This is a genomic window from Paenibacillus sp. H1-7 (assembly GCF_022354825.1).
Classification (GTDB): Bacteria; Bacillota; Bacilli; order Paenibacillales; family NBRC-103111; genus Paenibacillus_S.
Map to the genome: position 1 here is coordinate 3,469,115 of NZ_CP031168.1, position 17,375 is coordinate 3,486,489.

Below are 17,375 nucleotides of genomic sequence, written 5' to 3' on the forward strand. Positions count from 1 at the left end.
AGGCGGACACGATGAACATCGGATGCCACCTCAGTATTCGCAATGGCTTCTTGGAAGCGGCTAAGCTAGCGAGTAAGCTCGAAGCTTCGGCTTATCAATATTTTCCCAAAAATCCGCGCAGCTTGTCCGTGAAGCAGTGGAATCCCAAAGATGCAGAAGCCTGCATGGATTATTGCAGGACGCACCGTATGTATTCGATCGCCCACTCCCCCTATCCCACCAACCTGGCAATCGAAACGCCCGAGCTTAGACAGGCGACCGTAAGGTCGCTTCGCAACGATTTGGCCATTGCCGAGGCTTGCGGCTCGGTAGGGGTCGTGGTTCATTTTGGCAAATATAAAGGGGCGGACCCGTTACAAGGCTACAAAAATATTATACAATGTCTTCATGAAGTTCTTGAGGGCTGGCATGGTGCGGCCAAGCTGCTGATAGAAAATCAGGCCGGTGAAGGCTCTGCGATGGGGACGACCTTGGAGGAGCTGGTTCAAATCCGCTCGTTATCCGACTATCGCGAGCATATCGGGTTTTGCTTCGATACGTGCCATGCCTACGCATGCGGTTTGTGGTCCTCAGCACCAGGCGGCTGGGCGGAGCTGGACAAGAAGGCTGCCCGTCTCGGGTATTGGGACCATTTGCTCGCCGTTCATCTGAACGACTCCCTTTACGAGGGGGGAATGGGCAAGGATCGCCATGCTATAATAGGAACAGGCAGCATTGGAGCCGACCGGTTTCGTCAATGCTTGAAGACGTTCTCGGCGATGGATATTCCTGTCGTATTGGAAACTCCGGTGCCGCGGGGGGGCGATCATGGACCGGAAATCCGCTTTGTTAAAGAGCTGTCCCCTACATAATAGGCAAACCATTCTACTATCGCTCCATCGGCGGCTTCTACTATTTCCCTTGTCTGAATCCATGGCGAAGGACCGATCTACAAGATGGAAGCGGGAGCGGGAGGGGAGAAGCATTACCATGATCAACGTTTTTTTGGATGATTACAGAGCCTGTCCAGCCGGCTTCGTGTTGGCACGCAGCGCTGACGAATGCATTATGCTTTTGCAGGAGTGCGACATCGCGATCTTATCGCTTGACTACGACTTGGGATGGGATCAGCCGACCGGCATGGATGTTGTGCGATTCATCATCGCATCGCAGCGTTTTCCTCAGGAGATTTATATGCATAGTTCAAGCTTCGAAGGAAGACGAGGCATGTATGAGCTGCTGTACCAGAGCAAGCCGGATAAGGTAGAACTGTACGGCAGCCCCGTTCCTTATGCCAGACTTACCGCTATAGCAAATACTAGAGAAGAATAGGTTGTGATTTTTCGTGCAGGTCTTATCTTTAGAGCATATTCATTTTATCCGCGAAGAGCGGAATATTTTATCGGATGTGGGAATACAGGTCAATGCAGGGGAGCACTGGGTTATTCTCGGCAAGAACGGATCGGGAAAAACAACTATCCTCGAGCTGATCAACGGCTATCAATTTCCGAGCAGCGGTAAAGTCGAGGTGCTTGACCATATTTACGGGCAAGTCGATGTCAGAGAAGTCCGCAAACAGATCGGTTACATCAGCCAATCCTTGTACGAGAAACTGACGCCGGCCGATTCCGTATGGGAAGTCATTGCTACCGGCGAATACGGGTTTCTGCGTTTCTATGAGGAGATACCGTCGGAAGTGCAGCAAAAAGCGCTGAGCATGCTCGAGCGTGTCAACCTGCGGCACTTGGCGTACCAGCCTCTAGGAACATTGTCTCAGGGCGAACGGAAAAAAGTGATGCTGGCCCGCGCGCTGATGACGGAGCCGAAAATTTTGATTATGGACGAGCCTTGCTCCGGTCTGGACTTATATGAACGCGAGCGGCTGCTCGAAAATATCAATGAATTGGGCAAGCAGAAAATAACGGTGATTTACGTAACACATCATATTGAGGAAATTATGCCTATGTTCTCGCACGTAGCGTTGATCGACCAGGGTAAGATTATCGCTTCTGGCCGAAAAGAAGACGTATTGAACGAGGCCAACCTGCTTCAAGCGTTCCAGGTTCCGGTTTCTCTGGAATGGTATAACGGCCGTCCATGGATCAAGGTGCTGTAATGACGGAAACGATTATATCTGCCGCCGCTTTTATCGGAACGGCCAATCATGGATTCGGTCAGCACGCCCAGGAAGAAATTCGCCGTCTGTTCCAGACCGGCACCCAGTTTCGGCATCTGATTCCGTCGGAGGTGTTCTGGTTCTCGATACCGGAGAGCAAATCGGCCGCCACTCAGACGATTCTGGATCAGGAGCCGATGTTTTTGCGCCATATGCAGCCGGTCGATGCGGAGCTGGAGTGGGACGGAACGCTGTCCGGTCTTCGCGATTTCGTGCGCAGCCGGTTAGAGGTTGAGGCTGGAGCCAAGGTCGCGGTGCAAGTTCGCAAGACCGAATCCGTAGGAGGCGACATTACAACTGCAGCTTGTAAACAAATGGTCGACGAGCTGCTAGTTAACGAGTATGCGGCTATGCCGGTAGCCAAGGACGCGGACTTCGTCATTTCGCTCTTTTTAACCGAGGACAACGCGTACTACGGGATCTCGAAGCCGGAGCATAATGTGAGCGATTGGTCGGGAGGAGCGATCCGCTTCCGCAAGGAAGAAGGACAAGTGTCCCGCGCCAAGTTCAAGCTGCTAGAAGCGGAACGCACATTTGGCTTGGACTTCTCCCAGTACCGGTCTGCCATTGATATCGGCGCAGCACCCGGCGGCTGGACGTCGCTCTTGCTGGAGAGGGGAGTCAAGGTTACGGCCGTCGATCCGGCCAAGCTGGATGCAGGGCTGCTGAAGCATCCCCGGCTCACGTTCCTTCAGAAAAACGCGGGAGAGGTATCGTTCCCTCCTCAGTCGTTTGATTTGCTTGTCTGCGACATGAGCTGGAGTCCGCGCCAAATGGCGAAGCTGATCAAAGGATTATTGTACTCGCTGCAAACAGGCGGATCGGCGATCATAACAGTCAAGCTGATGCATAAGAAGCCGTTCCAGACGGTCCGTGAGCTTACTCAGGATCTGTCTCCGGAGCTGGAGCTGCAAAAAGCGAAGCAGCTGTTCCATAACCGTGAGGAGCTGACTTTATTCCTGATCAAATCATAAGTTAACATCGTTAAAGATCTCGAGCGTGTCCTGCCAGTCCTAAAAAGAAGAAGCCCAAACCATACTAAAGGGGAGGCTATCCTGTGAAAAGGCTGCTTGTGCCGATTGGATTATTTCTCGTGATTGCCGTTTTGGGCTTGCTGTTTCTGCCGCGTGATACAATACAGCCGCATCGTGCGCAACCGGGCGCGACATCCTCGATTACGCCAGTGCCATTGCCGGACAGCACGATCAATACATAGCTTGCATTCATTGCACAGCGGTACCATTCGTGAATGTGCTATTTCTGCTGGTTATAGATCATTGAAGGAAGTGGAGGAGAGCTTGTGAAAATAACGATCTTAGGTCCTTGGGGAGCCTATCCCGCAGCAGGGGGAGCAACGGCAGGCTATTTGCTGGAATTTAACGGAAACCGCGTGCTGCTCGATTGCGGAAGCGGGGTTCTTTCTATTTTGCAAAACTATATGCCGTTGAATGAGCTTGGGGCTGTGGTTATAAGCCATACACATCATGATCATGTCGCCGATTTGGGCTGCTTGCAGTATGCATGTATCATCGATACGGATTTGAACAAGAGAACGAAAGCACTTCCGATCTACGTGGCTGGCTTGCAGCCTACGGGGCATAACCCGTATCCATCGATGGAAGGCTCCGAAGTCGTGCCGTTTTTTGAAAAAGAGATTTTGCATTTGCACGGCATGACATTCTCATTTCTTAAGACCTTTCACGGGGCATATTGTTTAGCGATGAAAATCCAGAGCGGATCTGCCACCATTGTCTACACAGCGGACACGTATTACGACGATTCGTTAATCGGTTTTTGTGCCGATGCTGATTTGCTCATTGCGGAAACTTCCTTTTACGCCGGTCAGGACGCCAAGAAATACGGGCATATGAACTCGGAAGAGGTCGGGCATTTGGCTCAAATGGCCAAAGTAAAGAAAGTTGTACTGACCCATTTGCCGCATTTCGGTGATATTGCCGATTTAGAGGATGAGGTCCGGGTGAAGTTCCGCGGCGAGGTCGTTCTGGCCGCAACCGGTCTACAATTTGAAGTATAAAAGAGGTTAGTCATAGTGGAAGATCGTAAACAACAGGGACAAGAGTTGCGCCATTCACTGCAGCAATTATTTGCCGAGTCTGAGCAGGATGGCGTTGCCTATGCGTTGCTGCTCCGTTGTATAGAGGCATACGAGCAAGAACCGGAGAGACTGGAACGGATTCAACGTCTGGAGGCGGACAACGTAAAGCTTAAGGAGCAGAATCGCAAGCTTCGCGCTTCCTCCTCTGCCAAAGAGAACGGCATGTCCAGCAAGCTGAGGGAAGCGTTACGGGAGTAGCCGGAAAGAAGGGGGCTTGAAGGTGCAAGGTTGGATGACAATGGGAATTTTGGTTCTGTGCGCATTGCTTCTGATCGTATGGTTCCAATACCGTGCCCGCTCTCAACGTCAAGGCAAAGTCGTTCGGATGGATAAATTCAAGAAGCAGCCCGACAAGCGGGGCCAAAAATGCTCTTACTGTAAAAAGAAGTCGGACCGTCTGACTTTTTATGCCGGCGTCCATGGCTCGGCGGTTGGTGTTTGTAAAGACTGCAAGCCGAAAGCGGAAAAGCAGGATTTAATGCCGATCTAGATGTTCTAACCGTCTGTGATGCAAAAAAAGGCGCAACCTCGAAGGTTGCCGCCGTGGTAGTACCGCACTATTATTGTAATTGATTCGACTGAGAAGCTTGACCGTACGGATCGGACTGATTGGAGTCGGATTGATTCGATTGCCCTTTGGAGCCGGGTTGTCTGGATACAAGGTCCATACTCCAGTCAATCATGCCGTTCATCATGCTAAGTACAAGGTTAATCGCGTCTTCATCGCTTAAAGGTTGGCTTTTCGAATTTTTGGATATGTAATCCTGCATTTTGGTTTCCAGCTTGCTTGTCAAATCCTTCAGTTTGAGAAAATCTTTGGCGATATCGGAAAATGTATTGGATCCGCTGCTGTTGTTTTGCTGCTGCTGTTGTTGTTGCGATTGGCCGTCGCTGGACTGCTGAGTTCCTTGGTTGTCGGAATGACTTTGCTGCAGCAGATCTTTAATTTGCTGCAATTCATCCGTCAAGGATTGCTGCTGCTCAGTAATTTGCTCAATTTGCCCCTTTAATTCGCGATTGCTAATCATGTCCAATGCTCCTTCATTTCTGATTATGAGGATAGTATATCCATGGAAGCAATTATTAACCTGATTCTACATTTGCTTAACAAAAATTGATAAAACAGTTGTAAATTCCATTTATTATGATATAATAATGGCAAATATGTAATCGTAAGCGGAAGCACCGCTGAGCAAGAATCTTTTCTTGTTCAGTCGGTGCTTTTTTTGCGTGCAAATGCAGGGAGGCGATATGTTATTACGAACAAAGGGAAGGTTGCTGTCGTCATCGCTATTTTATCGTTGGTGCTGATAGCAAGCGGAGTTTTGCAGATCATGGGGGTGATGTAACCTACGCGTTTGGGATTCATGGTTAGGGAGGGGCGAGGCTGTCATGCCGAAAATGAAGCTGGTGTTATTAGATACCGATGCCTATTTCATCGAGATGGTAACATCTTATATCCGAGCTACCGATTATTCGGGAACATTTACCGTTTCTGCATTTACTACGAAAGAACATGGTTTTGCTTTTATCGAGCATTCCAACGAGCCTTTCATTCTATTGGTGCATGAGAGCTTCATGCCGCTGCCCGAGAGAGTGTATCAAAGAGAACACGGGTGCATGCTTATCGTCAGCGATCTCCAGGTCGTCGCCGATATCGTTGAATACCCGATTATTTGTAAGTATCAGCCGTTGAATCAACTCATGTCGGTCGTCATTTCACATTATAACGAGTTTACCAGAAGCCGAATTTTGAAAGGAAACCGAAGCTCAGAAGTCATCTCCATTTATTCCGCTGCAGGGGGAAGCGGCAAGACGCTAACCGCCATGCATTTGGCGCGAGAGCTTGTCCTAGCCGGGCAAAGAGTATTTTATATTACGCTGGAGGAGCTTCCTTCGGCCAGCTGGATAGGCTCTGCTTCCAACGAGGAGAGCGGTCATTTCTCCAGAATGCTGTTTTACGGCAAATCGGACCGCAAGCTTCAAAGCGCCAAGGTGGAGAGAATGAAACGCAAGCATAGCCTGCTCGGATTCGACTATTTTCCCGGTAACGAAGAGGCTGCGGAACTGGCGGAAATGCTGGAGTCCGATACGGAAGCATTGATCGGCGCTCTTCAGGCTACCGGGTCCTACGACTATATATTGCTTGATCTGGATTCCGCCTCACATCCTCGTGTCCGGTCAGCGCTCAAGCTGAGTGATCACATTGTCTGGCTGGTGGTGGACGAGCGTGTTCAGTGGGAGAAGACGCGGATGAGAATGCGGCCGGCGGCCTCAGGCTTTTCAGAAACCGAGCGATTGGGAAAGGTGACCCTGCTCGTTAATAAGTTCCACGGCTCCTTGTCCAACAATGCCCACGACTTGCCGGTTCCCATTCACGGTTATTTGCCATACATCCCGGAATGGAAAACATTCAGCCGGATGGAGGGGGTACTGTCCCGTTCCGCATTCAGTGAAAGCCTGGCTGCGCTTCCCTGGTTTCAAGCATTAACCGGAGAAGCGGAGGTACAGCGGCATGTGGTCGGATGAAACGGTTGCTCAGCTGAAGCAGCTGGTAAAGGATAAGCTGGATCTGTCGGTATCACTGACCGATGAGCAGCTCATGGAGATGATTGAGCACGAAGTGTTTGCCTTTCCGTTCCAGTCTTACTTGACGGCGGGCCAGAGACATCAGTTAACGATGAGACTGTTCCACTCGTTTCGCGGACTGGACATGATTCAGCCCTTGGTGGATGATCCGTCGGTAACGGAAATTATGATTAACCGGTATGACCGGATATTTATTGAGAAGGAAGGGCGTGTCTGCCTGACGGAGGTGAAGTTTGAAAGCAAGGAGAAGCTGGAGGACGTCATTCAAGCCATTGTATCCCGAGTGAATCGTGCCGTGAATGAAGCGAATCCGATCGTGGATGCAAGACTTTTGGACGGCTCCCGTGTCAATGTCGTCCTGTCGCCGATCTCACTCGACGGTGCGGCTATGACGATCCGTAAGTTTCCGGAAACTCCGTTGACCCTTAACGATTTGGTAGCCAAGGGGGCGCTGACGGAAGAGGCCGCTTCCTTGTTAATTAAGCTGGTAAGAGGGAAGTACAATCTGTTTATCGGAGGTGGGACGGGCTCGGGCAAAACGACTTTCCTTAATGCGCTATCGCAATATATCCCTGATGACGAACGATTGATAACAATCGAAGACTCGGCAGAGCTGCAGATCCGCACGGTACCGAACTTGATTCGGATGGAAACGCGCAACGCCAACACCGAGGGTAAGGGCGAAATCACGATTCGCGATTTGATACGTTCCTCCTTGCGTATGAGGCCAAACCGCATCATTGTGGGCGAGGTTCGGGGATCGGAAGCGTTGGACATGCTTCAGGCGATGAATACTGGACATGATGGGAGCCTCTCAACCGGACATGCTAACTCGACGGAGGATATGCTAAGCCGGCTTGAAACGATGGTATTAAGCGGTGCTGCTCTTCCGGTTGAAGTGATCCGCAAACAAATTTGCTCCGCTATTGACGTCATGATTCATTTGCAGCGGCTAAGAGACCGTACGAGACGGGTAGTCGAGATCAGTGAAATCATCGGCATGGAGAAGGGGGAAGTGAAGCTGAATCGTTTGTTTCAATTTATAGAATCGGGAGAGGACGAATCCGGGAAGGTGCTGGGAGAACTGCAGCCGTCAGGACAGCTGCATCATTCCGAGAAGTTGGCCATGGCGGGAATTCAACTGTGAAGAATACTTGTATGCGTGAAGGAGGTGATGATGGCTGTTGACATTGCTGGTTATTATTCTAGTCATAGTTGGCTGCTGCTGCTGGTTCGTCTTATCCGCATCCAACCGATTCCGGTCCGCTAATAAAGCAAAAATGGAGTTAAGCTCCAGCTCCAAGGCTGGCTGGATGGCTCGATTAAGTTCTCTTCAATTCGGCTCGCGTAAACCGGCAAAGCCTCCCAAGTCTTCACTCACACGTTACGGTGAATACGAGATGAACTCCGGAGAAATCATTACGTCTGCTGCAGCGGGAGCCGTCCTGCTAGGGATGATTGGATTTATCTTTTATCAGAATGTATTTGCCGTACTGGTGCTGGCTTGCGGGGGTCTGTATGCGCCGGTCCTTTGGAAACGGGAGCTCATTCGCAAACGAAAAACCCAATTGCAGCTGCAGTTTAAGCAAGCATTGTCTTCGTTATCGTCCGCCCTGGGTGCGGGCAATTCCGTCGAGACCGCATTCAAGGAAGCATTGAACGATTTAAGGCTACTGTACCCGGATTCGGATGCTTTCATCATCAAGGAGCTGGAGACGGTGAACCGGCGGATCGAAAATGGCGAAACGATTGAGCTTGCATTGAAGGATTGGAGTGACCGGGCGGAGGTGGAAGACATCCAGCAGTTTACCGAAGTGTTCATGACCTGCAAACGAACAGGCGGGAATCTGGTGCATGTGATACGGAGGACAGCCTTGATCATCCAGGAGAAGCTGGACATTCAGCAGGATATTCATGTCATGATGTCGCAAAAACGGTTTGAATCCAAGGTGCTGACTTTTGCGCCGCTGGTTGTTGTCGCTGTATTGAATTTGAGCTCGCCGGACTACATGGAGCCGTTGTATCAGGGCTCCGGTCTTCTGACTATGACGGTGGCATTGCTAGTTCTCATAGGCTGCTATGCCATTACAAAATGGATTATGGATATAAAGGTGTGATGATTTATTGGGTTTGTTCTTAATGATGTTAATGGTTTTGGAGCTGGTCATCGGGAGCTTGATTCTCTGGAGAGCTTATCCGCGGTACATCGGCTTTGTCAAAGAGAACCAGAGCAACATGAAGCTGGTGTTAATAGCTCCCTTATCCTTATGGTTGACGGATCGTTACCAGTTGGCCGACCGGTTGTCCGGGGCTGTTTCTTACATACATCAGCAGATGATCGGACTATATGGTGCCAAATCAGCTCTTATCCGAACCAAGTGCTTTATTGCCGATGTGCTGTCTCTTAGTGTGGCCATGCTTGTTGGATGTACCGTCCTGTCCGCGGTTGCCGACGGGAACGCAGAGCTGCTGCTTTATGGCTGCTGCTTGACGTTATTTTTGCCGTTCGTGATGTATAAGGAGCTGTCCGGCAAGCTGCGGCGGAGGAAACGGCAAATGCTGCTGGAGCTCCCCGAAATATTGAATCAGATCGTCTTGCTGGTCAATGCCGGAGAAACGGTTCAGAAGGCGCTGCTGAGATGTATTGAACGCAGGTCTGACATTGCTCAAAGTCCCTTATTAACGGAACTGGCCATTACCGCGCACGAAATAAGAATGAATGCCTCCTTTTCCAAATCGCTGGAGGATTTCAACAAAAGGTGCGGTGTCCAGGAGGTTTCCTTATTTACAACCACTTTATTGTTAAACTACAAGCGTGGCGGCGACGAGCTGGTGATGTCGCTTAAGGAGCTGTCCAACACATTGTGGGAGAAAAGAAAGTCGTTAGCTAAAACGTTGGGTGAAGAGGCCTCGTCGAAAATGGTCTTTCCCATGGTAATTATTTTCATGGTTGTCATGGTTATCGTTGCCGCGCCTGCATTAATGGTCATGGGGTGACAGGCAATTAGTTAATTTGAGGGGGAGAGGCAGAGATGAGTTCGGTTTTTCAATTTATGAAGAAGCTCTGGGAAGATGAGGATGGATTGGGCACGCTGGAAATATTGTTGATTTTGGCGGTGCTGGTGATTATTGCGATCGCGTTCAGAAAGTGGATTATGAAATGGGTAAAAAGCTTGTTTGATTCCGCGAATACAGAAATCACGAACCAGTCCGGATCGATTACCGATGATGCCAAAAATATTAGTCCTGCTGCGCCATAATCACGTTGTGAGCCGATACCGTGTCGGGTGGCAAGAAAAGATAAGGCTTGTATCCGGAAGCAGCTTGATTCGCAGCACTCAGGGCAGCTTTACGATCGAAGCGAGCTTCGTGCTGCCTATCGTTTTATTGAGTACGATATCGCTATTGTTTTTGGCATTATTCGTGTTTCAAACGTCGTCCGCATTTCATAATGCGGGACTAGCTGCGGACCGTGCGGCATTCGTATGGGATAACAGCAGCAAAAATCCTGTTACAGGGGACGTTGACATCCAAGCGAGCGACGGCCTCTATTGGAGACTGCATAGCGACAGTATGTCCGATTTGTTCAGGTTCCTTATTCCCAACACATCGGCTTCTGTTGAGCTCCCGACTTCCGGTAATGAGAACGTCGGTGGTCCAGAGAAAAAAATGATTAACGTTGGACGTACGATTCCTCAAGAATGGAGAGGAAGCATGCAGTACGTGAACAACGGGATAGCAAGAGAGGTTAAGGTACAGCTGCAAAAGCCGTTTCGTTCACCGCTGTTCGCGTCGGACAAGCTTCAAAAGCAAGTCGAATCCGGTGCGCATGCTCAAGTAATCGACCCTGTGGAATGGATTCGACTTGTCGATTTGACCCGTACGTTCATTCAGGAAATTCAGGGTCGAATCAATCCGAAGGAAGCATTGCAAACGATGGTTGAGCCGAATACGGTACCCGAACCGTCCCCTGTCATCAACAGCCATCAGAGCGCTGCGGCGTACTTGCGGACTCTGGTTAACGGGCAGGAGCAGATCATTCAGGTGAATCCTTCTACGAAAAGAACGGTGGATGCCATGGACGCGAACCAGGTAGCGCATCAAGCCTACTACAGCTTTAACGAGAAGCAGCTGAGAGAAGTGCAAATGCCGAAAGATGTAGAGCTGTTGAGGGAGGGGACTCATGTGAAAGGGATCGTCTGGCATTTTTTTAAGCTGTCCAAGCAGGACAAGGTGAAGCTAACCGGTGCGCTAAGACAGGAGCTGGAGCGACAAGGCATTGTCGTCGTTATTCATGAATGATCGAAGTTATGGTTGGCACCCTAGCTTCTGAACGAAAGGAGAAGGGCTTGTGAAGCTGTTGCGGCGGCTGATTGCGGAGCAGCAGGGAGCGGTCTCATTATATTTGCTGCTGCTGTTGGTGCCGATATTTTTATTTTGTGCGCTTCTTATCGATTTCGCGCGCATTAAGACATCCGAGAAGGAAGCGGAGAATGCCGTGAAAACCGGGGTTCGCTCGACCTTATCGGCATTCTCGCCTTCTTTGCATGCATATGGTCTGTATGCATTAACCGATGACCGGGAGAAGGCACAGGGGTTGTTTATGCGCACCGTAAACGGGAATGTATCCGGGAACCTGCCGTCCTCCAGATTTCAATTTATTGATCTTCGTGTTGAGGAGGAGGGGTCCAGCCTGACATCCATGTATTCGCTTGGTAATCATGCGGTAATGAAGAAGCAGATCATGGAGGAAATGAAGTACCGCGCTCCGATGATCTATTCTTTGGAAATAGCGGATGCATTCAAGAAGACAGGAATAGCCTCGTTGATGGGACAGGCGTCCCAATTTTCCAAAAATGCCGCTCATATCGAGAAGCTGCTTGATGAGCGTGATTCGTACCTGGATAAGGCATGGAAGGAGTGGACGGCCATCTATCAAAAGGCGTCTGTCCTGCACCCGTTTTATACGGCACAATTGGCTGATTTGAATGGCCTTAGCAGCAAAATCGGCATTCATACTGTGGATGAGGTTCGACGAACGATACAAGAGACGGAAACAGAAATAAACAATTTGAAAAAGGAACTCGACCGTATAGATAACAGAATCGATGCGCTACATCAAGCGGGGGCGTCCGCAGGCTCTCTACTTGATAAAAGAAGACAACTGAAGGAGCAAATGAACGATATGAAGTCGATCCTAAGCGATCTCGAGCAGCTGCTTCAATATATTTTGGATTATGCCAAGCTGATCGCGATGCTGAAGCTGAAATCGACTCAGGATTTGGATGAGCTGAAAGACCGTTTGCAACGATTTCAGGATGCGTTGGAGCAAGCGAAAAAGAGCAATGATGAGCTAAATGCGCAGCTTCGCGACGTCCAATCGCAAAGCTCGGCATCCGGAGCATTCGACGCGGAGAAAGCATTTCAATCGATCCATTTGATCACCCGAGGAGAATTGGATGAATACGGCAGTAAAGCTTCTTCCTCTGTAGCCATGTTCTCCGGACTTCAGTCTCAGCTTGCCAATGTGTTATTATTCGATGCGCAAAATTATGCCAATGCGGATAGTACGCTGCAGTCGTTTTGGAAGCAGGTTCAAGATCTATACACAGCCCAGAGCGCCAAAGAAGCAGAGCGCAACAAGAACAAATCGGCTGCTAACACCTCCAGACAGGAGCAAAGAAAGAAGGCTCAGCCTTATCTGGATCAAGCGATGCGAGCCATAGCCGGATGCAGCTTGGCAGGAAGCGTCGATCCGTCGAAGGAGCATTATATAGCTTTGCAGGGAGATCCGTCCAAAGGCAACAAAGGCTATTATCAAGCCTATATGGAAGCGAATCAGGAGAAGAACAGCTCTCAACCGGTTCCTGTCATCGATCTGGACAATGCGGATAAGGCCGGATCCAGTGCGTTAAGCTTGATTTCCGCTTTTTCCGATCTGCTTGTCGATGTCCGTGATGAGTTTTACTTGGATGAATTTGCTGTAAGCAAATTCAATTATCGTACGTTGGGGATGGAAAAAGACATTCACGGACAGCTCAAGACTTCCAAAGAGCTGTCTCAGCCGGAAAGCCATTTGCTGATCAATCAGGAGCTGGAATATTTGCTGTACGGCGCCAACTCTTGCGTCAGCAATCAAACGATGGCTTACGCGGAAATGTTTGCATTCCGATTGGCGGTAGGTACGACAGAAGCGCTTTTGGAGCCGGATAAAGCCATGCTGAATCTCGGTTCCCCGCTGCTTGTGTTTTTGGCGGCTGTTGCCGAGGGTGCGGCCAAAGCTCAGCAGGATATGGCGAAGCTCGTCCAAGGAGAAGCCGTACCGCTGTCCAGCAAGCTTGGGCAATGGCTTCACTTGAACTATAAAGATTATTTACGCGTTTTTTTGCTGCTGCACAGCCGCGATAAGGTTTTGTTGTCACGGATGCAATCGTTAATCCAGCTGAATACGGGGCTAGATTTGCTCCAAAGCTCTACTTATGTTTCAGGTACAGCAACCACCTCGATTAAGCTTTGGTTTTTGCCGGGATTAATGAAGCAGCTCGGTAAAACCGGTTTGAACTCCTGCAAAGTGGTGGAAGGAAGATGTCAAATTACGAAAACAGGAGTGATGGGCTACTGATCCCGATATTCATTACGGTTTTAAGATTACGCTGTAAATCCAAGGCTCGTTCAGTGGCGAGGCAGGAGGATGGAGGAATCGTACTGGAGGCGGCCCTTGTCCTGCCTTTGTTTCTTTCTTTCATTGTAATGCTGATTGCCTTCATCCAGGTTTCACTGGCCGAAATGGCTCTCCAGTCCGCTGTCTCGGATACGACGAAGGTGGTTGCGGCGAACATGTATCCGGTCGATTTGCTGTACCAGCAAGCGAAAAGTCAATGGGGCCAAAGTGCGGCCGCAGGCTGGGTGGATCAGGCGTTAAGCCAGATTCAAGCGGCAAAGCAAAGGGTTGAAGACACGGAGAAGTTCGTTGAGGATTATGAAAGCTGGATTCCCGATGTTGTAGTACAGCTAGTAGGCTGGGAGAAAACATACCGGACTCATTTGGAGGAGCTTGGCCAGGCTACGACCGATGATGCTAGAAAGAAGCTTGAAGAAGCATATAAACCGTTGGTGCATAAGGCCTTCACGCCGATTGTTGCTATGTATGCCAATAAAACCAGATTGAAGAAAGAAAGATTAAAGGTAACGGACGTTATGTTTCCGGATTTGAACAATAAAGAAAATGCTTTTATCGGTATCGAAGCGGAATACGAGCTGCCGTTAGCCGTTCCTTTCTTCAGGAAAACCGTCACGATTCGTAAAAAAGCATATGAACGTGCATGGGTAGGAGGGGTTGGATGATGGCTGCGATAATGATTGCGGCTGTTACTGGCGGTTTGATTGTCTTTGCATTCATTACGGACATCTGGAGAAGGAGAATTCCGAATGCACTGACGTTAACCGGATGGCTTGCAGGACTTGGCCTGCATGCCGTTTACTCCGGTGGATCTGGCGTTCTACATGCGGTGATAGGAACGGCAATAGGATTTATTCCTATGCTGCTGCTATATCTGATCAAGGCGGTAGGAGCGGGGGATGTCAAGCTGTTCGCAGCCATAGGCGCATTGACCGGCGGGGAAATGGTACTGCAAAGTATGCTGTATTCGTTGTTCTATGCTGGCTTGGTCGGCTGTCTTATATTACTGTGGCGGCAAGAGTGGAAGCAGACGAGCCAACGGATCGTCATGATGCTCATAGGCTTCCTTGCTTTCAAAGACATGGCTCAATGGAAACCATACATTCGTTCGGGCCATCATGTGAGGTTTCCGTTCATGTGGGCGGTCTTGCCTGCGGTAGCCACCGTCTATTTACAGTTTCCCTAATCCCCGCGGAAAGGAGGGATCATGAGTGTTTGCGGAGCTATACGGCTTAAAAGTGGATTATGTGAATCAACAAGGCCATTATATGGTGCTATCGACAGAAAAAGGTCTGGATCGAGACGAATTGTCTGCTTTTCAGCTCAATATGCTGCTGGCCAATCGCATTCCGCATCTTTTGGAGCTTCAAGTTGAGGAGCTGAATCGGAAGATGAAGCTCTATTATCATATTACGGATAAACGCATGCTCTCGCATTGGTTAAGGATGCACAATCTGACCATGAAGCATTTTTATCATTTGATGTACACGATTGCAGATACGCTGTCGGAATGCGGCGTAAATATGCTGCAGGAACGAAGTTACATCATTCATGAAGATTATATTTATTGTGGGAGCGATTTAACCGATATATATATTACATACATTCCGATGGAGCTTGCCGAACCGCATTCCGTCCAAGAACGGCTGCAACAGCTGGCGTCCCGTCTAGTGCATAAAGTGACCGAGCTGGCAGGCAGCGGCTATCAAGAGCTTGTAAACTACCTGATGGACGAATCGTTCCATCTGTCCACGTTGAAGCAGTTACTGCTGAGGCATATGAACGGTCCAGCCAGCGACACCGGGAGCAGAGAGAGTTCAGCTATTCCGGAGAAATCCATGGATTCTTCCGGCTTCGGGGAATTAAATGTTACGCAGCCGGCTTTGCATAAGGCAGCTGCGCTATTCCATGCCGCACCAGATGGTGCGGACACTGCACCTGCCATTGCACCTCGCGGTGCTTATGATGAAATAAGCAGACCGGATGGACAGCCATTGTTCGCCGGGCCTGAAATAACAGAAGCCGGAGATACGAGCAAGCCTGCTAATAAAATGAAGCTGCCGATGATGCTGATCGGAGTTCTTGGGATATGCCTTTCATGGAAGCTTTATCTGGATCACCCTTCGGAAGGGTGGTTATACATTAGCTCAGGATTGTCTTTACTGACAGCCGATTTGGTTTATGTCATGATATGGCTTCGGAACCATACAGGTAATGCATCCGGACGAATCGCAGAAGACGGGATAGTTGAAGCCAATAAGCCTATGGCCGATGATCTTCCATCTCCGGAAGCTATCCTTTCCCGACTGATAGCACAGAAGCCTGTGGAAGCTTCATCGCCGCTGGCATCGTTCTTAATGGGGGAATCGCAAAAGAATGCTACCTCAGCCGTTTCCGGTTTGAGCCGCAATGCGGAACTTCGCCCGGCGGTGCAAAGTCCATTTGAATCCATGTCAAACCATGCTCATGCTCTAGCACCCGATCCGTACTATCAGTCCCTTGAGCAAAGGACCACCCTTCTATCCCAGCCTGATGCTACCGTTCTGCTCAGTTCGCCTGACAGCCACAGCAAGATACAAGCACCGCTTCCTTACATGGAGCTGCTTGATGCAGGTACCGTACGGAAAATCAGCTTGGACAAGCCGTGTTTTGTTATTGGCAGAGGGGGGAAGGGCGTCGACTACGAGCATCAAGAGCATGGCGTGTCCAGACTTCATGCGGAAATCGTCAATCAGAACGGCACTTTTGGGGTGAAGGACTTAGGGTCCCGTAACGGAACGCGTATCAACGGAGAATGGATGGCTCCCTATAAAGTGTATGAGCTGAAAGAAGGAGACAAAGTGACGATAGTAGGTACCGACTTTACTTTTAAAATGGGGTTGTAAAAGGTGCGAACAACATTTGCCGTAAACTGGCATTACGGAGTTGCGACTCATTCGGGATGGTTTCGGATGATGAATGAAGACCGCTCCATGCTTAGGATAGGAACGACGAAACGAGGTGAGCCCTACGCTGTGGCAGTGATTGCCGATGGCGTAGGAGGAAGCGGGGACGGGGAGAAAGCGAGCGAAACCGCCTTTGAAATAATCAGAGGATGGCTCGACAGAGAACTGAAGTCCGTACTCCGCGATCCTGTAGATTGGGACAGGCTGGACTATTCCGTCCAGCGATTGTTTCATGCAATCAATGAGAAACTGTTAATGATCGGAAATCGTGCAGGAAGTCAGGTGAGCACCACACTGACCCTGCTTTTTCTGCTGAATGAAACCTTTTTCTTATGCCATACCGGAGATTGCAGAATTTATCGCTTTAACGGGAGTCGTTTGAGGCAAATAACAAAGGATCAGTCTTGGGTTTCCAGTCAAGTCCGCTTGGGACGGCTGACGCAAAAGCAAGCGCAGGTCCACCCGAAACGCCATATTCTTCTCCATTGTTTAGGAGTAAGTAAGGAACTGAATTTATACCGCCGGACCGGATTTTATACGAAAAACAGCTTGTTCCTGCTTTGTAGCGACGGCTTGTACAACCGGCTGTCCGACTTGGAGGTTGAACGCTTTTTGACCGAACAGCTTCAATCTGGTGCGGATATGCAGCTCATTTGCGATAAAATCGTCGATAAAGCGCTGGATAAACGGTCTCCGGATAATATAAGCGCCGTGCTTCTTCAATCTCTTGACAGCCATTTCAATCCGCTGCAAAGGGCATGGCACAGGGCGAAAAATATTGATAAGCTATTTCCAGTTGAATGGAGAAAATGGTATAATAAGCTGTCATGAAACGATGGGCGACAGCGCGGAAGAGCAAACAGGCAACTACGATAAGGAAGTCTATCGGGA

The 17,375-nt window shown here is 49.6% G+C and carries 20 protein-coding genes; 19 read left to right on the top strand and 1 reads right to left on the bottom strand.

From position 1 onward, the window contains the following. Positions 1 to 11 precede the first annotated feature (11 nt). The 8 genes from DVH26_RS15490 (at position 12) to DVH26_RS15525 (ending at position 4,761) form a co-directional block, all read left to right on the top strand. Positions 12 to 851, top strand: coding sequence for a deoxyribonuclease IV (locus DVH26_RS15490; RefSeq protein WP_239634590.1), 840 nt, complete (start codon positions 12 to 14; stop codon positions 849 to 851). Positions 852 to 969: 118 nt separating this feature from the next. Then, positions 970 to 1,311, top strand: coding sequence for a cyclic-phosphate processing receiver domain-containing protein (locus DVH26_RS15495; RefSeq protein ID WP_239634591.1), 342 nt, complete (start codon positions 970 to 972; stop codon positions 1,309 to 1,311). Positions 1,312 to 1,324: 13 nt separating this feature from the next. Then, positions 1,325 to 2,095, top strand: coding sequence for an ABC transporter ATP-binding protein (locus DVH26_RS15500; protein WP_239634593.1), 771 nt, complete (start codon positions 1,325 to 1,327; stop codon positions 2,093 to 2,095). Next, entirely contained in the window at positions 2,095 to 3,129 is a 1,035-nt protein-coding gene (locus DVH26_RS15505) for an SAM-dependent methyltransferase (protein ID WP_239634595.1), read from the top strand. The genes DVH26_RS15500 and DVH26_RS15505 overlap by 1 nt, the downstream gene beginning before the upstream one ends. A gap of 83 nt (positions 3,130 to 3,212) precedes the next feature. Continuing rightward, positions 3,213 to 3,371 (top strand): hypothetical protein, encoded by a 159-nt coding sequence (locus DVH26_RS15510; protein ID WP_239634597.1) that lies wholly within the window; start codon positions 3,213 to 3,215, stop codon positions 3,369 to 3,371. Positions 3,372 to 3,455: 84 nt separating this feature from the next. Beyond that, positions 3,456 to 4,190: an MBL fold metallo-hydrolase gene (locus DVH26_RS15515; RefSeq protein ID WP_239634599.1), complete on the top strand. Its 735-nt coding sequence runs from the start codon at positions 3,456 to 3,458 to the stop codon at positions 4,188 to 4,190. 15 nt (positions 4,191 to 4,205) lie between these two features. Further along, positions 4,206 to 4,469: a hypothetical protein gene (locus tag DVH26_RS15520; RefSeq protein WP_239634601.1), complete on the top strand. Its 264-nt coding sequence runs from the start codon at positions 4,206 to 4,208 to the stop codon at positions 4,467 to 4,469. 22 nt (positions 4,470 to 4,491) lie between these two features. Then, on the top strand, positions 4,492 to 4,761 hold the full coding sequence (locus tag DVH26_RS15525; protein ID WP_239634603.1) for a hypothetical protein: 270 nt from the start codon (positions 4,492 to 4,494) through the stop codon (positions 4,759 to 4,761). Positions 4,762 to 4,831: 70 nt separating this feature from the next. Here the strand turns inward: DVH26_RS15525 and DVH26_RS15530 are convergent, their stop codons facing one another. Then, the gene (locus tag DVH26_RS15530; RefSeq protein ID WP_239634605.1) at positions 4,832 to 5,299 is read right to left on the bottom strand and encodes a hypothetical protein; all 468 of its coding nucleotides are present in this window, start codon (positions 5,297 to 5,299) and stop codon (positions 4,832 to 4,834) included. A gap of 364 nt (positions 5,300 to 5,663) precedes the next feature. On the opposite strand from DVH26_RS15530, the gene DVH26_RS15535 reads away from it, so the two are divergent. The 11 genes from DVH26_RS15535 to DVH26_RS15585 all read left to right on the top strand — a co-directional run bounded on the left by DVH26_RS15535 (position 5,664) and on the right by DVH26_RS15585 (position 17,315). Continuing rightward, a complete protein-coding gene (locus tag DVH26_RS15535; RefSeq protein WP_239634608.1) occupies positions 5,664 to 6,800 on the top strand; it encodes an AAA family ATPase in 1,137 nt (378 codons plus the stop codon). Next, positions 6,787 to 8,007 carry a TadA family conjugal transfer-associated ATPase gene (locus DVH26_RS15540; RefSeq protein WP_239634610.1) on the top strand — a complete coding sequence of 407 codons (1,221 nt, stop codon included), beginning with the start codon at positions 6,787 to 6,789 and terminating at the stop codon, positions 8,005 to 8,007. Before DVH26_RS15535 ends, DVH26_RS15540 begins: the two co-directional genes overlap by 14 nt. Before the next feature lie 37 nt (positions 8,008 to 8,044). Next, positions 8,045 to 8,977 (top strand): type II secretion system F family protein, encoded by a 933-nt coding sequence (locus DVH26_RS15545; protein WP_239634612.1) that lies wholly within the window; start codon positions 8,045 to 8,047, stop codon positions 8,975 to 8,977. Between the two features lie 22 nt (positions 8,978 to 8,999). Continuing rightward, on the top strand, positions 9,000 to 9,857 hold the full coding sequence (locus tag DVH26_RS15550) for a type II secretion system F family protein (protein ID WP_239634614.1): 858 nt from the start codon (positions 9,000 to 9,002) through the stop codon (positions 9,855 to 9,857). Positions 9,858 to 9,892: 35 nt separating this feature from the next. Further along, a complete protein-coding gene (locus tag DVH26_RS15555; RefSeq protein ID WP_239634616.1) occupies positions 9,893 to 10,120 on the top strand; it encodes a Flp1 family type IVb pilin in 228 nt (75 codons plus the stop codon). Continuing rightward, on the top strand, positions 10,086 to 11,162 hold the full coding sequence (locus tag DVH26_RS15560) for a hypothetical protein (protein WP_239634618.1): 1,077 nt from the start codon (positions 10,086 to 10,088) through the stop codon (positions 11,160 to 11,162). The genes DVH26_RS15555 and DVH26_RS15560 overlap by 35 nt, the downstream gene beginning before the upstream one ends. 49 nt (positions 11,163 to 11,211) lie before the next feature. Continuing rightward, entirely contained in the window at positions 11,212 to 13,482 is a 2,271-nt protein-coding gene (locus DVH26_RS15565; RefSeq protein WP_239634620.1) for a hypothetical protein, read from the top strand. A 53-nt stretch (positions 13,483 to 13,535) separates the two neighbouring features. Then, the gene (locus DVH26_RS15570) at positions 13,536 to 14,204 is read left to right on the top strand and encodes a TadE/TadG family type IV pilus assembly protein (RefSeq protein ID WP_239634622.1); all 669 of its coding nucleotides are present in this window, start codon (positions 13,536 to 13,538) and stop codon (positions 14,202 to 14,204) included. Then, complete coding sequence (locus DVH26_RS15575) at positions 14,201 to 14,725, top strand: A24 family peptidase (protein ID WP_239634624.1); 525 nt, start codon at positions 14,201 to 14,203, stop codon at positions 14,723 to 14,725. The genes DVH26_RS15570 and DVH26_RS15575 overlap by 4 nt, the downstream gene beginning before the upstream one ends. A gap of 25 nt (positions 14,726 to 14,750) precedes the next feature. Then, positions 14,751 to 16,424, top strand: coding sequence for a DUF6382 and FHA domain-containing protein (locus tag DVH26_RS15580; protein ID WP_239634625.1), 1,674 nt, complete (start codon positions 14,751 to 14,753; stop codon positions 16,422 to 16,424). A 66-nt stretch (positions 16,425 to 16,490) separates the two neighbouring features. After that, complete coding sequence (locus DVH26_RS15585; protein ID WP_239634627.1) at positions 16,491 to 17,315, top strand: PP2C family protein-serine/threonine phosphatase; 825 nt, start codon at positions 16,491 to 16,493, stop codon at positions 17,313 to 17,315. Positions 17,316 to 17,375: the final 60 nt, after the last annotated feature.

Coding starts and splice junctions, on each gene's coding strand:
- DVH26_RS15490 (WP_239634590.1), top strand. CDS start 12: ATGAACATCGGATGCCACCTCAGTATTCGCAATGGCTTCTTGGAAGCG.
- DVH26_RS15495 (WP_239634591.1), top strand. CDS start 970: ATGATCAACGTTTTTTTGGATGATTACAGAGCCTGTCCAGCCGGCTTC.
- DVH26_RS15505 (WP_239634595.1), top strand. CDS start 2,095: ATGACGGAAACGATTATATCTGCCGCCGCTTTTATCGGAACGGCCAAT.
- DVH26_RS15530 (WP_239634605.1), bottom strand. CDS start 5,299: ATGATTAGCAATCGCGAATTAAAGGGGCAAATTGAGCAAATTACTGAG.
- DVH26_RS15535 (WP_239634608.1), top strand. CDS start 5,664: ATGCCGAAAATGAAGCTGGTGTTATTAGATACCGATGCCTATTTCATC.
- DVH26_RS15540 (WP_239634610.1), top strand. CDS start 6,787: ATGTGGTCGGATGAAACGGTTGCTCAGCTGAAGCAGCTGGTAAAGGAT.
- DVH26_RS15550 (WP_239634614.1), top strand. CDS start 9,000: ATGATGTTAATGGTTTTGGAGCTGGTCATCGGGAGCTTGATTCTCTGG.
- DVH26_RS15555 (WP_239634616.1), top strand. CDS start 9,893: ATGAGTTCGGTTTTTCAATTTATGAAGAAGCTCTGGGAAGATGAGGAT.
- DVH26_RS15560 (WP_239634618.1), top strand. CDS start 10,086: ATGATGCCAAAAATATTAGTCCTGCTGCGCCATAATCACGTTGTGAGC.
- DVH26_RS15575 (WP_239634624.1), top strand. CDS start 14,201: ATGATGGCTGCGATAATGATTGCGGCTGTTACTGGCGGTTTGATTGTC.
- DVH26_RS15585 (WP_239634627.1), top strand. CDS start 16,491: ATGATGAATGAAGACCGCTCCATGCTTAGGATAGGAACGACGAAACGA.